11 protein-coding genes and 1 tRNA gene are annotated in these 14,403 nt (G+C 62.4%); 3 read left to right on the forward strand and 9 right to left on the reverse strand.

Annotation, left to right across the window (positions count from 1 at the left end; translation table 11 throughout):
- Nucleotides 1–104 precede the first annotated feature (104 nt).
- Nucleotides 105–181 (forward strand) — tRNA-Arg (locus ABVK50_RS00530).
- Between the two features lie 296 nt (nucleotides 182–477).
- On the opposite strand, the gene ABVK50_RS00535 is transcribed toward ABVK50_RS00530, so the two are convergent.
- From ABVK50_RS00535 to gnd, 9 genes are all read right to left on the reverse strand, one after another.
- Entirely contained in the window at nucleotides 478–1,656 is a 1,179-nt protein-coding gene (locus tag ABVK50_RS00535) for a hypothetical protein (protein ID WP_353643305.1), read from the reverse strand.
- 7 nt (nucleotides 1,657–1,663) lie between these two features.
- Nucleotides 1,664–3,220: a GMC family oxidoreductase gene (locus ABVK50_RS00540; protein WP_353643304.1), complete on the reverse strand. Its 1,557-nt coding sequence runs from the start codon at nucleotides 3,218–3,220 to the stop codon at nucleotides 1,664–1,666.
- Between the two features lie 4 nt (nucleotides 3,221–3,224).
- Nucleotides 3,225–3,992 carry a glucose 1-dehydrogenase gene (locus ABVK50_RS00545; RefSeq protein WP_353643303.1) on the reverse strand — a complete coding sequence of 256 codons (768 nt, stop codon included), beginning with the start codon at nucleotides 3,990–3,992 and terminating at the stop codon, nucleotides 3,225–3,227.
- Between the two features lie 272 nt (nucleotides 3,993–4,264).
- On the reverse strand, nucleotides 4,265–4,417 hold the full coding sequence (locus ABVK50_RS00550; RefSeq protein ID WP_353643302.1) for a hypothetical protein: 153 nt from the start codon (nucleotides 4,415–4,417) through the stop codon (nucleotides 4,265–4,267).
- A 176-nt stretch (nucleotides 4,418–4,593) separates the two neighbouring features.
- Nucleotides 4,594–4,950, reverse strand: a complete 357-nt coding sequence (gene cyoD, locus ABVK50_RS00555; protein ID WP_353643301.1) for a cytochrome o ubiquinol oxidase subunit IV — start codon at nucleotides 4,948–4,950, stop codon at nucleotides 4,594–4,596.
- The gene (gene cyoC, locus ABVK50_RS00560) at nucleotides 4,947–5,570 is read right to left on the reverse strand and encodes a cytochrome o ubiquinol oxidase subunit III (protein WP_353643300.1); all 624 of its coding nucleotides are present in this window, start codon (nucleotides 5,568–5,570) and stop codon (nucleotides 4,947–4,949) included. The genes cyoD and cyoC overlap by 4 nt, the downstream gene beginning before the upstream one ends.
- Complete coding sequence (locus ABVK50_RS00565; RefSeq protein WP_353643299.1) at nucleotides 5,567–7,567, reverse strand: cbb3-type cytochrome c oxidase subunit I; 2,001 nt, start codon at nucleotides 7,565–7,567, stop codon at nucleotides 5,567–5,569. The genes cyoC and ABVK50_RS00565 overlap by 4 nt, the downstream gene beginning before the upstream one ends.
- Complete coding sequence (locus ABVK50_RS00570) at nucleotides 7,564–8,394, reverse strand: COX aromatic rich motif-containing protein (protein WP_353643298.1); 831 nt, start codon at nucleotides 8,392–8,394, stop codon at nucleotides 7,564–7,566. The genes ABVK50_RS00565 and ABVK50_RS00570 overlap by 4 nt, the downstream gene beginning before the upstream one ends.
- Nucleotides 8,395–8,527: 133 nt before the next feature.
- Nucleotides 8,528–9,511, reverse strand: a complete 984-nt coding sequence (gnd, locus tag ABVK50_RS00575) for a phosphogluconate dehydrogenase (NAD(+)-dependent, decarboxylating) (protein WP_353643297.1) — start codon at nucleotides 9,509–9,511, stop codon at nucleotides 8,528–8,530.
- Nucleotides 9,512–10,001: 490 nt separating this feature from the next.
- On the opposite strand from gnd, the gene ABVK50_RS00580 reads away from it, so the two are divergent.
- A complete protein-coding gene (locus ABVK50_RS00580) occupies nucleotides 10,002–12,317 on the forward strand; it encodes a glycogen debranching N-terminal domain-containing protein (RefSeq protein ID WP_353643296.1) in 2,316 nt (771 codons plus the stop codon).
- 365 nt (nucleotides 12,318–12,682) lie between these two features.
- Complete coding sequence (locus ABVK50_RS00585; RefSeq protein ID WP_353643295.1) at nucleotides 12,683–14,290, forward strand: hypothetical protein; 1,608 nt, start codon at nucleotides 12,683–12,685, stop codon at nucleotides 14,288–14,290.
- Nucleotides 14,291–14,403: the final 113 nt, after the last annotated feature.

Consider the following 14,403-nt stretch of genomic DNA (forward strand, 5'->3'; position numbering starts at 1 on the left):
TGCCGGTCCGCTTGCTTTTCGGTTCTTCAGTCGCTAGGTAGCTGTCTCGTTCGCGGCCGGTTCCAGGACCGGCCTGCGGTGGCCGTTTACCTGCGGCCCGTCGCGCGCCCGTAGCTCAGCTGGATAGAGCACCAGACTACGAATCTGGGGGTCAGAGGTTCGAATCCTTTCGGGCGCGCCATCTTTTCAAGAACTTAGCAGGGCAGCGCAGACTATTTTGCGATCTAGTTTGCGGAGTTCCCCGCCTTCAGCGTTTCGACGTGTGAGCGACGGAAGTCTCCCAACAGCGTCCAATCGCTAGGCTGATGCGCTCACCTCTCGACGTGAAACGATGCGCCAAAGGCTTTACCCGGGATCACACCTGCCGTCGCGGTAGGGGGGCTGAATGTCCGAAGTTGCGCAATCGCGCAGTTGGAACGAATTGCTGCAAAGGCTGACTTCCGGCGATCTGTCGCATCTCCGCGCTGGGCACCCGTATCACGCCGGACGGTCGACCGGCGTCCGGACCACCAGAAGGGCGATGCCGGCAAGCGCCACGGCGACCAGGCTACAGGCAGAGAACACGGCGGAATAGGCGAGCGCATAAATGTCGAACAGCGCGCCGGCGCCGAATGCCGCGATGCCGTAGCCGATCTGGTAGAAGGCGATCAGCTCACCGGACATGCTCGCCGCCTGGTCCGGAAACTCTCTGCCCGCAAAGCTGATGCAGAGCGGCAGGAAGGCCGAGCACCCGAGACCGACCGCAGCGAACGCCGCGATGCCCGCGGCTGCGCCATCCGACCAGGCGACGAGCTGGAACGCCACCGCCAGGACGATCGGCAGAGCGACATAGATGTACCGGGCGGAGATCATGCGAGCCAGCAGCGCGAAGGCGACGCGGCCGAGCGTCACCGCGATCCAGAAGGCGGTGAGCGCCAGCGCGGCGTATGCGGCAGGCACGTGGCGTTCGACCGAAAGGTAGAGCGACGCCCAATTGCCGGCGAGGGTCTCGGCAATGCCGTAGAGCAGCACCGCGCCGGCATAGAGCCAGAAGCGCGGCGGCATCCTGTTCTTTGATTTTACCGTGACGCTGGCGAGGGTGAGACGCGCGTGCATCGCTCCGATCAGCAACAATGCCAGGAGGACGCTTGTCGCCACCGGCAGGGCCCACCAAGCGCCCAACATCGTGAACAGCGACACGAGCAGTGGAGCAAGCGCCGTGCCGAGGCCGAGCAGCGCGTTCAGCGTCAGCACCGCAGAGTCCGCCCGCTGCGGAAAGAAGCCTTCCACCAGTGTATTCAGCGCCATGACTGACGCGCCGAAACCGAGGCCGAGGGCGCCGGTGGCGACGCAGAGCAGCAGAAATCCGTAAGAGCTGGCCGTCGCTACCGCACTCGCCGAAAGCAGGAGCATGGCGATCAAATCGCCGACAAGCCCCAGGATCAGTACGCCGCGCAGGCCGAAACGTCTGGAAAGGCGAGGCCCGAGGGCCGAGGCGAGAATCGCCATGACGACCTGCGGAATGAACATCGCGCCGTACTGCGTGCTGGAAAGCCCGAAGCCGTCGGCGCTGGTGAACACCGTGCTCGCCGCCGGAAAGGTGACGAGCGCCAGCCCCTGCACGATGCCCGCAGCGTAGAGCAGCCCGACCTCGAATGTCGTCGCGGATCGCTGCATCGGTCGCTCACCCCAGCCGCTGCAGCAGGTGGTCGCCGACGCGAAGCGCATTGGCGATCGCTGTCAGCGACGGGTTCACCGCGCCGATGCTGACGAAGAAGCTCGTGTCGACGACGTAGAGATTGTCGAGTTCATGCGCCTTGCAGTTGCGGTCGAGCACCGATGCCGCGGGGTCGTCGCCGAAGCGGCAGGTTCCCGCCTGGTGCGCGCAGCCCGCCAGCTCGATGTCGCTTTCCATGTAGATGCTGCGAGGCACCAGACGGTGGTGCGCCACGCCGATCCGGGCCAGCATGTCGCGCAGCTTCTCGTAAAGTTTGCGCTTCGGCACTTGGTTGTTTGGCGTATAGCTGAGGGTGATGCGTCCCTGCGCGTCGACGGTGACGCGATTATCCGGGTCGGGCAGGTCCTCCGTCGTCAACCAGAAGTCGATCGCGTGGCGCGACACTTCTTCGAGCGCAAGCTCGGGTGCCAGTGCGGTGAGCAGCGGCTTCTCGGCGCGATACATGCCGGGAAGCGTCTTGCCGATCATCTGAATGTTGCCCATCGGGAACGGAAAGTCTTCGCTCCCGAGATAGAAGTCGTTCAGCGCTAGCGTCTTCTGGAACATGGTGTCGTTGGGCACTGCGGAGAGCGCCAGCACCGCCTGGCTGTTGTGGAACATGTAGTTGCGTCCCACCTGGCCGGATCCGTTGGCGAGACCCGCAGGATGCTTGTCGGTGGCGGAGCGCAGCAGCAGCGCGGCGGAGTTGGCGGCGCCGCAGGACGTAACGATGATGTCGGCGCAAAACTGCGTCGTAACGCCGTTGACCTCGGCAATCACGCCGGTCACCGTGCGACCGGCCGGATCGGTCTCGAGCCGCGACACATAGGCGTTGCGCAGCAGGGTCACGCCGGCATGCTCCAGCGCCGGCCGGACGGCGATCACTTCGGCGTCGCTCTTTGCATGCACGAGACAGGGGAAGCCGTCGCATGTCTGACAGCGGATGCATCTGCTGTAGGCCATGTTCGCCTCGTCCAGCATGACACCTGCGGGTGCGGGGAAGGGATGGTACCCCGCCGCCGCCAGGTCGTCCGCCAGCTTCGCGATTCGAGGCTCGTGCGAGACCGGGGGCGCGGGATAGGCGCCGCTCGAAAAAGGCTCGGTCGGGTCGAGGCCATGCCGGCCGTGAATCTGATAGAGACTCTCCGCCTGCGTGTAGTACGGTTCGAGCTCGTCATAGGTGATCGGCCATGCGGGCGAGACGCCGTCATAGTGACGGATCTCGCCGAAATCCTCCTTGCGAAGTCGATAGAGCGCGGCGCCGAACAGTTTTGTGGCGCCGCCGACGAAGTAGTGCACCTGCGGCTGGAACGAGACGCCGCTCGGCAGATACCAAGTGTCGGGCGAGATGTAGCGATTGTCGCGGAAGACTGCGTCGACGTTCCAGTTGAGCGCTTCGCGCGTCAGCCAGTCGCCACGCTCCAGGATAAGGATCTTCTTTCCCGATGGAGCGAGGCGATGGGCCAGCGTGCCGCCGCCAGCCCCGCTGCCTATGATGATGACGTCGTAACGGGCGTCCGGCATGGCGCTACAGCCCGACGCTACTCTGCATGATGCCGCCGTCGGCGAAGATAGTCGTGGCGGTGAGATAGCTGGCGCCGTCGCCGGCGAGGAAGACAACGACGTTGGCGATCTCGGCCGGGTCGGCCATGCGGCCAATGGGAATTGCTGCGTTGAGCTTCTGTAGCTGCGCCGGGTTGTTCATGGTAGCCGTATTGATCGGCGTCTCGACCGCGCCTGGGCCGACGCCCACCACCAGAATGCCGTACTGCGCCAGCTCGACGCCGGCGGTCCGGGTCAGCATGCGCATGCCCCCCTTCGAAAGGCAGTAGGGGGTGTTACCGGGCATCGGCCAGTCCTCGTGGACGGAGGTGATGTTAATGATCCGTCCCGGTCCGCCCTGCTTGATCATCTGCCTGGCGGCGATCTGGGTGCCGAAGAAGGCGCTCTTGAGATTGATCGACAGCACCTTGTCGTACTGCGCTTCGGTCGTTTCCAGGACCGAAGTGCGGGTCTCGACGCCAGCATTGTTGACCATGATGTCGACGCGGCGGAAGCGCGCGACGGCGGCGTCCACAAGGCGCTGCAAGTCCTCGACGCGGCTGACGTCGGCCTCGACGCCGATGGCGGTTCCGCCCAGCGCGGCGATCTGCCGTTCGACCTCATCGGTCGCCTCCGGATGCGCGATATAGTCGATCACGACGTTCGCGCCGGCCGCCGCAAGGCCGAGCGAAATGGCCTTGCCGATGCCGCTGTTTCCGCCGGTAACGATTGCAACCTTGCCCTGCAAAGACATCCTGGTCTCCAGTTCTGTCAGCAATGCCTGGAATGCTTCCAGGCCACTACACGCGCCTTAGGTGAGATCACCGGAAGAGGATGGCGAGCATTCCGGTGATGACCATGAGCGCGGGCCTGCACGAGGTAGTGCAGCGACGCCCGCCTCACGCTATGCCGGACTGCATCCTGATAAAACTGCGTTGCCGCTTGGACCGAGGCGGGCATGATGGAGGTCCTTCTGATGGTTGCGAGGGAGGCGACGACCGCGGACGCGGACACTGCCTTCCGGGTTCAGGCACCGCTCTTGCGATGGATCACCGCCACGAGCAGCCCGAGCACGCTAGGGAGGAAGTAGATAATGCCGCCGAGCTGGTTGTCGAGCGGCATGGTCTTGGCCTCCCAGAGGGAGATGCCGGCCGCCCGACCTTGTAGGCGCCGCGTCATTTCCTTCTCCGGTTTGCGTGTCGGCTTGAACGGAGCGCCACAGGGCTCGATTGGTGTCGCCGCCGGTTCGGGCCGACCCAGCACTGGGCGTAGCGGATCAGTAGGAGAAGACACGGAAGGCGCGCATCCTCAGAACTGGTGCAGAGACGAAGACGCAAGAGATCGGGCCGTGTGCTTCAGCCCATCATGCGGCTGTCGAGGTTGGCCAGGATCCAGAGACTGCCGGCGACCATAATCAGGATCAGCAGGCTGGAAAAAAGGATCAGCTGCAGATCCTCCCGTTTTTGCCGCGACAGGTCTATATGCAGGAAGAAGCGGAAATGCACTGCGACCTGCACCAGCGCCAGAATGCCGATCGCCATCATGAACGTCGGGCCGGTCAGCAGCTTAAAGGCGGCGAGGCCGAAGGCCAGTGCGGTCAAGAGCAGCGCCAGCACAAAGCCAATGATGTAGGAGCGCAGTTCCTGCCGCGCCTCTGCGGCGGGCTGCGGCACCTGATGACCGCCGGCTTCGCCTTCCCAGGGGCCGCTCATGACGCCACCGCCGGCAGATAGACGATCGTGAAGATCACGATCCAGATAAGATCGAGGAAGTGCCAGAACAGGCTGAGCCGCATTAGCCGTGAGCGGACCTGCCGCGACAGGCCGAAGATGACGATCTGCACCATCATGACGACGATCCAGATGCAGCCGGCTAGCACGTGCAGCCCGTGCGTCGACAAAAGCACGAAGAACGACGACAGGAAGCCGCTTGTCTGCGGCGTCGCATTCTGCGCAGCGAGGCCGGCGAATTCGCGCAGCTCGAGACCGAGAAAGGCGAGACCGAGGATGAACGTGACACCAAGCCAGAGCTGGCTCGCGCCGACGCGCCCTTCCTTCAGCGACACCGCTGCAAGGCCGAAGGTGAAGCTGCTGGTGAGGAGCACCATCGTCTCGACGAAGGCATTGGCGATGTCGAACAGCTCTGGGCCGGACGGGCCGCCGGCCGTGCGGCCGACCATCGCGGCATAGGTGGCGAAGAGCAGCGCGAAGATGATCGCGTCGCTCATCAGATACACCCAGAAGCCGAAGACGGTCACTTCGGCGTGACGCTCGTCCTCTCGCCTGGCATGGGAAAGGTTGATGCCGGGATGCCGGCTCGTCGCGTCGCTCATGCGCTTGCGCCTCTTGCGGCGAGCACGGCCGTCTTCCAGCGCGTCTCCGTTGCGGCCACGTCCTCCGCCGAGATTATACGTGTGGTATCGGTTGCGAAACTGCGGGCGATGACCGTCCCGACGACACCCAACAGGCCGAGAGCGGCGAGCCACCAGATGTGCCACACCACCGCAAAGCCAAGCACGAACGATACGGCGCCGAGCGCGATCCCGGTCATGCTGTTGCGCGGCATCTCGATTGGCTCGTAGCGCTCCGGCCATGGATAGGGGCATCCTGCCTCCTTGGCGGCGCGGAAGGCATCCAGCGAGTGGACCTCGGGCTGTACGGCGAAGTTGTACTCGGGCGGTGGCGAGGAGGTTGCCCATTCGAGCGTGGGTGCGTTCCACGGATCGCCGGCGAAGTCCGTCGTGCAGGCTCGGTCACGGATGCTCACGGTGAGCTGGACGATCTGGCTGATGATGCCGCACAGCACCAGGAAGGCGCCAAAGGCGGCCACGATCAGGTAGATTTGCCAACCAGGCTGGTCGTAATAGGCCATTCGGCGGGACATGCCGAGAAAGCCGAGCACGTACAGCGGCATGAAGGCGAGATAGAAGCCAGCCACCCAGAAGAAGAAGGCGCGCCGCCCCCATTTTTCGTCGAGCCGGAAGCCTGTCGCCTTTGGGAACCAGTAGGCATAGCCGGCGAACAGGCCGAACAGCATGCCGGGGATCAGCATGTTGTGAAAGTGGGCGACAAGGAAGAGCGTGTTATGGAACACGTAGTCGAGTGGCGGGATGGCGAGGATCACGCCGGTCATGCCGCCGATGACGAAGGTGACGATGAACGCGAGCGACCACAGCATGGGCGTGTCGAAAAGCAGGCGGCCGCGGAACATGGTCAGGATCCAGTCATAAACCTTCACTCCCGTTGGCACAGCGATGATCATGGTCATCACACCGAAGAAGGCGTTGACGTTGGCGTCGGCGCCCATGGTGAAGAAGTGGTGCAGCCAGACTGTGAAGGACAGCACCGCGATGCACATCGTCGCATAGACCAGCACGGTGTAGCCGAACAACCGCTTCTGGCTGAAGGTCGGGATAACGGAGGAGAAGATGCCGAAGGCCGGCAGGATCAGGATGTAGACCTCCGGGTGGCCGAAGATCCAGAAGATGTTGGCGTAGTTCATGACGTTGCCGCCGCCGTCATTGGTGAAGAAGTGCATCCCGAGATAGCGGTCGAGGGCGAGCAGCCCGCCGGCCACGGTCAGCCCCGGTACGGCGAAGATGACGAGCAGGTTGGCGCAAAGCGCGGTCCAGCAAAACAGCGGCATGTGCATCAGCTTCATGCCAGGCGCGCGAAGCTTGTAGATGGTGACGACAAAGTTGATGCCGCTGAGCGTCGTGCCGACGCCGCTGATCAGTAGCGCCATGATCCAGTAGTCGACGCCGACGGTTGGGCTGTAGCTGAGCTCCGTATAGGGCGGATAGCCCGTCCAGCCGCCGGTGGAGAACACGCCGATCACCAGCGAGACCATCACCAGCGCGGCGCCGGCCGCCGTCAGCCAGAAACTGATTGCATTGAGCAGCGGGAAGGCGACGTCGCGCGCACCCAGTTGAAGCGGCACGACGTAGTTCATCAGCCCGAACAGGAACGGCATGCCCATGAAGAAGACCATGATCGTGCCGTGCGAGGAGAAGATCTGTTGGAAGTGGTCGGGCGTCAGGTAGCCTGGATCGTTCATGGCGATCGCCTGCTGGGCGCGCATCATCAGCGCGTCAACGAAGCCGCGCAGCAGCATTACCAGCGCCAGCACCACATACATGATGCCGATCTTCTTGTGGTCGGTGGTGGTCAGCCAGTTGCGCCAGAGCGTGCCCCAAGCCTCCAGCCAGGTGATAAGGGCGACGACGGAGAGCCCGCCGAGCACGATGACGGCGGCGCCGCTCGCCGCGATCACACTGTAGAAGGGCAGTGCATCGAAGGTGAGCTTGCCTAAGATGAAGCTGCTGTTCATTGGCAGTGCACCGAATGCGCGGCCGCTGGTCCGGCTACACTGCTGCTGCCGTTCTCCACCTGCGGCATTGAGCCGTGGGATTGTACTATGCTGTGAAACAAGTCCGGCTCGACGCCGGAGAACAGCCGGACGGGACCGGCGATTGTGGGTCGCGCCAGAGCCTCGAACGATGAAGGGCCGAGCATCTCGCCGCCGGCCCGCGCGTCGGCGAGGAAGGCATCGAAGCCCGCCGCGTCAACAGCCTCGGCGCTGAACTGCTGCGCCGCGAAGCCGTCACCGCTGAACATAGTGTTGCGTCCCATAAACGTGCCCGGCCGGTCCGCCAGGAGGTTGAGCTTCGTCTCCATGCCCGCCATCGCGTAGATCTGGCCGCCGAGCGCGGGAATGGAGAGCGAGTTCATCACTGTGTCGGAGGTGATCTTTATGGTGAGCGGCCGCCCGGCGGGGAAGACCAGCCTGTTGACCGCCGCCACGTTCTCTTGTGGGTAGATGAACAGCCATTGCCAGTCGAGCGCCACAGCCTGGACCGTGAGCGGCGGCTGGGTGGCGGCGATCGGCCGGTACGGATCGAACCGGTGCGTGCGGCTCCAAACCATCATGCCGAGCGCAATCACGATAACCAGCGGCACGAACCAAATGCCGATCTCGATCATGCGCGAACTGTCCCAGTCGGGCGCGTAAGCAGCTCCTGCGTTGTTTGTACGATAACGCCAGACGACGATCGCGGTCAGGAAGAACACGGGGATGACCACGATCAGCATCAGCCCCACTGCGTCAAATAACAGCTCGCGCGTTGCTGCAGAGACAGGCCCGGCGGGGTCCAGCATTGTGTTCTCGAACATTGTGCACACAGGCCGGCGTTCAGAGGTTGGCGTCTAGGGTAGGTTATGCATTTGCATCCGGCGGCGATCAATCACCGGGGGCGCAGGAAACCGGTGGGCAGAGATCCTCGCCCCATGCTCAACCTCCCGCCGGGCGTTGTATGTGGCCGCCGAACTTGTAGCGCATGGCCGAGAGCAGCCGCTCGCCGAACGTGTGCTCCTCGCGCGAGCGGAATCGGGCATAGAGCGCTGCCGACAAGACCTCGGCGGGAACCGCCTCCTCGATGGCCGCCATCACCGTCCAGCGCCCTTCTCCGGAGTCGGCGACCGAGCCCGTAAAGTTCGACAGCGTCTCGTTTTCTGCGAGCGCCATGGCGCTGAGGTCAAGCAGCCAGGAGGAGATGACGCTGCCGCGCCGCCACACTTCGGCGATGTCGGCGAGATTGAGCGTGTAGCGCTCGTCCGCGGGCAGCGCTTCGGAAGCCTTGTTCTTCAGGATGTCGAAGCCCTCAGCATAGGCCTGCATCAGGCCGTATTCTATGCCGTTGTGGACCATTTTGACGAAATGGCCGGCTCCGACAGGGCCGGCATGGAGATAGCCTTTCTCCGGGCGCGGGTCACGGCCGTCCCGTCCCGGCGTGCGCGTGATATGGCCGAGGCCTGCGGCGAGCGCGGCGAAGATCGGGTCGAGATGGTCTACGGCTTCCTTGTCACCGCCGATCATCATGCAATAGCCGCGTTCAAGACCCCACACGCCGCCCGACGTGCCGACATCGACATAGCGAATGCCCTTGGGCCCGAGCGCCGCAGCACGGCGGATATCGTCCTTGTAGAAGGTGTTTCCGCCGTCGATGATGACGTCTCCAGGCGCCATCAAGTCGGCAAGCCGCCAGATGGTCTCTTCCGTTACATGTCCCGCCGGCAGCATCAGCCAGACGGCGCGCGGCGCTGTAAGCTTGGCAACGACATCCTCGAGGCTTGCGGCGGGGTGCGCGCCTTCGCCGGCAAGATCACTCACGATATTGCCATTCTGGTCATAGACTACGCACTGGTGACCCGCATGCCCGAGCCGCCGAGCGATGTTTGCGCCCATGCGTCCAAGTCCAATCACTCCCAGCTGCATGCTCATTCTCCCAAGCTCATGACTCCGCTCCAGGCATACGCCAACCGCTCCAGGTCGGTCGCGACACCATGCGCAAACCAGTATCTGGCTCGAAGCAATCAATGTGCCAGGCCGCACACGTCGGATTTCTGCGCTCTTGTCATGCCCTCTCGATGGAGCTGGTGGATTTCACGCCTAGGCGGTGGTGATCCACCACCGGAGCCGGCTCGCCATTCAGCTGCAACTGAGGCGGACGTGCGTAGCTGAGCATCGCTTCTGCAAAGGCCGACAAGGCTCACGTGCCACTTTGCCGGGATCCATGAAGTTCAGGGAGGGCAATCGTTGAACGTGGCCTGGGGCTTGCTTCGTCCAGTTGCGGGTGCCGTCAGGAGATCGACCGAGATCGATGACCGCTAAGATGACTGAACGCACGAACAGAAGCCCAACGTCGCGCATTGTGCATTATATGGAGCGTGCCTCATTCCGAGCGCGCCGCATTTCCGGAGGTCGGATGCCGAACTCACCGCGAAACAGAAAAGCCAGACGGCTCAAGGTCGACAAAAGGGCCGCCGCTGCGCCGGCCCAGCGATCCCCCGGGGAATCCACTCAGGCACAGAAGCAGGCTCGACAAACGCCACAGGCGCAGCACGAACGCAAGCAGCGCGTGCTGACCCGAGGGCAGCCGGCCATAATCGCCAGCATCGCAGATGCCGTGACCGTCAAGAACGTCAATATGTTCTTCCTTATGGCGCCCAACGGACAGGTGCCGCTCGATGACGAGCATGGCTTTGGGCTCTACTTTCACGACTGTCGTTTTCTCAACGGCTATCAGCTCCTGCTGACAGGACTTGCTCCGATCGTGCTCGCCTCGACTGCCGAAAAGGGCTACATGGCGCTCTTTGAGCTGACCAATCCCGACCTCCATCTTGGTCCAGGGCAGTTGATGCCCAAAGAGCAGCTGGGCATCCGCTGGGAGCGCCTGCTTGATGCCGAGAAAACGACGTTGAGGGAGACCCTGACGTTTCGCACGTTTGGGCAGCATGCCTATACGTTTCCTGTGACCTTGCGCTTTGGTGCCGGCTTTGAAGATGTATTTACCGTTCGTGAGTTGCTGCAGGAGACTCTCGGCAAGCCTGAACCACCTGCCTGGAGTAACGGTAAGCTCATATTTGCATATCACGGCGCCGACCAATTGCGGCGAACCGTTACCATCGCTTTTTCACCGGCGCCCTATAGGACCGAAGGGACAGCCGCGCACTTTCGGATAGGAGTCGCACCCGGGCAAATCCAGACCCTCGCCGTTGCTATAGAGATTGGCGAACGTGCCGAGGACACCCAAGCTGACCCGGACCCGCAGCCGTTAGTCAACTTTCACGATCTCGTCCGCAACACCCAGAACGAGTCCGAGCAATGGCTGGGACAACATCCCAAATTACACAGCGACAGCCTGTTGCTCAACAGCATCATCGAGCGCTCTCTGCGAGATATCGGCATGTTGCGATCGCAACTGGGGACATCCCAGTATTTCTGCGCTGGCGTGCCCTGGTATGCAGCGTTGTTCGGGCGCGACAGCTTGATCGTGGCACTCGAAATGCTCGCCTTCCAGCCGGAGTTGGCTGAGCAAACATTACGCCTCCTCGCCCGATATCAAGGGCAACGTGTCGACGACTGGCGCGATGAGCAGCCTGGCAAAATTCTCCACGAGCTTCGCGTGGGTGAACTGGCAGGGGCCGGAGAGATTCCCCACACTCCGTTTTACGGCACGGTTGACGCGACTCCACTCTTCCTTCTGCTTTTGGAGCGCCATGCAGCCTGGACGGGAGACCTTAAACTGTTTCATGAGCTGCGCGCGTCGGCAGAGCGTGCTCTGGCGTGGATCGCGCAGATTGGCGACAGGAACCGAGATGGCTACCTGGACTACGAGAGCACGTCCGAGAAAGGTCTGATCAATCAGGGATGGAAAGACTCGGGCGATGCCATTGTGCGGGCAGACGGGACGCTTGCCGTGGCGCCCATCGCCCTGGTTGAGGTGCAGGGCTACGTCTTTGCGGCCAAGCGCGGGATAGCTGATCTCTATGAACGTATCGGAGAATTCGCGCGCGCAGAAAAGCTCCGTGACGAGGCCGAGTCGCTTCGCGCGCGCTTCAATCGCGATTTCTGGTGGGAGGACCAGGATACCTATGTCCTCGCGCTGGAACAACATGGCCACTCGGTCGATGTCGTATCCTCCAATCCCGGGCATGCGCTCTGGACCGGCATAGCCGACTTGGACAAAGGGCAGCGAACGGCGGCCCGGCTTATGGCCGACGATATGTTCAGCGGTTGGGGAGTGCGCACCCTGTCGGCAAACGAGCGGCGTTACAACCCTGTTGGTTACCACCTGGGGACCGTGTGGCCGCACGACAACGCGCTGGTCGCGGCAGGCTGCCGGCGTTACGGGGCAGACGCAGCAGCGGAAGGCATCTTTACGGGAATCGTGGAGGCCGCCATGCAGTTTCGTTACCACCGGCTTCCAGAGGTTTTCGCGGGTTTTCGACGAGAGGATTTCGGGGTACCGGTCCACTACCCGGTGGCATGCCACCCCCAAGCCTGGGCAGCAGGAGCTGTGCCGTTTCTCGTCACCACTTGCCTCGGACTGGAGCCGGACGCCTTCGCCGGCCGGCTGCGGATCAAGCGGCCACGCCTGCCCAGCTTCGTTGAACACATGGAGTTTTCTGGACTCCGTGTCGGCCGAGGAGTTGCCGACCTGCATTTCCATCGCACTGCGGACGGGACCAGCGTCGATGTCCTCCGGGCGGACGCATTGGAGGTGGAGGTCGAAAACTGATTCAGAGTTCTTTTAACGATGGTCGCTCGGCTGGATATCAGCTTGAGCGGCGCCAAATCGAAGGCGGCCGGCCACTCATAAAGCCGGCGACGCATGGCCAAGCTCCACAGCCTACCGCGTTCGTGCCCGAAAGCCGAAGAGCTGAATGATGGTGAGGCGTGGCGTCGCCGTCCTCGTCCAAATGCGCTCGGATTCGGGAGGGCTATCGTCCGGTCTGCGGTGGATCTGCATTGGGGTACGGTGGATTTGAACCAATGCCAATAACGCGGCCAGCAGTCAGGCCGCGTATGGGTTTGATAAAACTTAATTTTCTCTTTGGCGTGCGGCTTGCTCGTACTGCGTCGAGTCTCCGACGAGATTCATTGTTGGTCGAACTTGAGGAGAAATATACGATGCAACGCAACAAGCCGAAATCAGCTGCAGCCTTTTCATCGGCGTTTGCTCTGGCAATTCTGGCAGTGCCTGCGGCAATGGCGAGCCCAGCGGCCGCTGCGCAGCTCCGAGAACATCCAGCCGAGATTGCGGCTCTGTCCGGGGCGGCAATGTCGTCGACCGCCTCTAACGCGTTGCGCCACATCACCCTGGCGCGGCGAAACCTTGAAAGCAGAAACTTCGACGCGGCCGACCAGGAACTCGGCAAGGCTCTCGGTCTTCTGGACCTGGCACAATCTGCGTTTCCGGCCGACCGGTCCCTCACGGAGACTAAGATTCCGCTGGGCGCGACCCGCCGCCTCATCACCGAGGCGCGGGAAGAGCTCCAGCGCAGGGACATCCTTGCAGTCGATGCCGCCCTGAAAGCGGCGGAAGACAATGTTGCCTACCTGACTGCTGCATACCAGAGGCCGTTGGTTGAAGCGCACCAGTCGCTTTTGCAGGCCACGCAGGATTACACGGCCGGCGTCTACGATGCAGCGACTGCCAAACTCGATCACGCCATCCTCTATCTCGAACGCGTGGCCAAGGACGGGAACAATGAGACGCGCAGCGCGGCGCAAGCCCTTTCGAAAGATGCCCAGTCGCTAAAAGCGGACATTGAAAAAAACTCCGGGGACGTGTCGTCGCGCCTGGACGAGCTTTGGCGGAAAGCCGAGGCCATTTCGAAGCGGAGCGCTGCATATGTCGAAGCCGAATTGCTGCGCGCCGGCGCAAAGTCCAAACTGCAATCAGACATGATAGAGGCCAAACTGCATCTGTCCTATGCAGAGATTGCCCGGTTTACGTTGCACGATAGGGAGCAGACCGCCGAAGAGCTTGGGCTGGCACTGAACAATATGGATCAAGCGGTTGATGACGTCGCGAAAGCGCAGTCCGCCCCGGTCCTGGCGTTACGCAACCGCGTGGAAGATCTAGCCACGGAACCCGCTTCGGACCAGCAACAATCGAGCTTTGTTGAACTCGAGGGCGAGGTCGGACGCATTATCGAGGCGCAGGTTAACCCACAAGACGACTCGGTCGCTGGCGGTGTCGCCGCGTTGACGGCGGGTGAATACGAAACGGCACTACAGATACTCACGCCTTTCGCTGAAGGTAACAATCCGGAAGCCGCCTTCTGGCTGGGCGACATGTATGAGAGCGGCCTCGGCGTGCCAAAGAATCTGGATACCGCTCTGAAGTGGTATCACAAATCTGCTGAAGCAGACTGGACCGCGGCCGAAGTCCGGCTCGGCGAAATCTACTTCAACGGAACGGAGACGCTGCAGGACTTCGCGCAGGCGCATAAGTGGCTGGAGCAGGCCGCGCATGCCGGCAATTCCGAGGCGCAGCAAGATCTCGGTCAGCTCTACGCCCATGGCTGGGGCGTCGAGAAGGATCCGATCTGGGCATATGTCTGGTACGAGATCGCCGCCAGAGAAGGAAACTATGAGGCGCAGCATCTGCGGGACGAATTGATTAAAACCATGAGCGACGGGGACATCGCCGAAGCGCAGAAGCTTACCGCGCGAATTTCTCCTGATGTAGTCGGCCAAGGTTAGCCCAATTACGCGTGGCAGTGAGGAAAGGTCCACAAACCGGCGCGTCTTGGCCGGAGAGTCAGGTCCTTTCCTCTTTTTCCAATTCCCGGGGAGCAGCATGGCCGTGGTGGGCG

Origin of the sequence: Mesorhizobium sp. WSM2240, from assembly GCF_040438645.1 — a bacterium.
Taxonomy (GTDB): Bacteria; Pseudomonadota; Alphaproteobacteria; order Rhizobiales; family Rhizobiaceae; genus Allomesorhizobium.

Excerpts from the sequence above, each read along its gene's own strand:
- ABVK50_RS00535 (WP_353643305.1), bottom strand. The coding sequence starts at position 1,656 with ATGCAGCGATCCGCGACGACATTCGAGGTCGGGCTGCTCTACGCTGCG.
- ABVK50_RS00540 (WP_353643304.1), bottom strand. The coding sequence starts at position 3,220 with ATGCCGGACGCCCGTTACGACGTCATCATCATAGGCAGCGGGGCTGGC.
- ABVK50_RS00545 (WP_353643303.1), bottom strand. The coding sequence starts at position 3,992 with ATGTCTTTGCAGGGCAAGGTTGCAATCGTTACCGGCGGAAACAGCGGC.
- ABVK50_RS00550 (WP_353643302.1), bottom strand. The coding sequence starts at position 4,417 with ATGACGCGGCGCCTACAAGGTCGGGCGGCCGGCATCTCCCTCTGGGAG.
- cyoD (WP_353643301.1), bottom strand. The coding sequence starts at position 4,950 with ATGAGCGGCCCCTGGGAAGGCGAAGCCGGCGGTCATCAGGTGCCGCAG.
- cyoC (WP_353643300.1), bottom strand. The coding sequence starts at position 5,570 with ATGAGCGACGCGACGAGCCGGCATCCCGGCATCAACCTTTCCCATGCC.
- ABVK50_RS00565 (WP_353643299.1), bottom strand. The coding sequence starts at position 7,567 with ATGAACAGCAGCTTCATCTTAGGCAAGCTCACCTTCGATGCACTGCCC.
- ABVK50_RS00570 (WP_353643298.1), bottom strand. The coding sequence starts at position 8,394 with ATGCTGGACCCCGCCGGGCCTGTCTCTGCAGCAACGCGCGAGCTGTTA.
- gnd (WP_353643297.1), bottom strand. The coding sequence starts at position 9,511 with ATGCAGCTGGGAGTGATTGGACTTGGACGCATGGGCGCAAACATCGCT.
- ABVK50_RS00580 (WP_353643296.1), top strand. The coding sequence starts at position 10,002 with ATGCCGAACTCACCGCGAAACAGAAAAGCCAGACGGCTCAAGGTCGAC.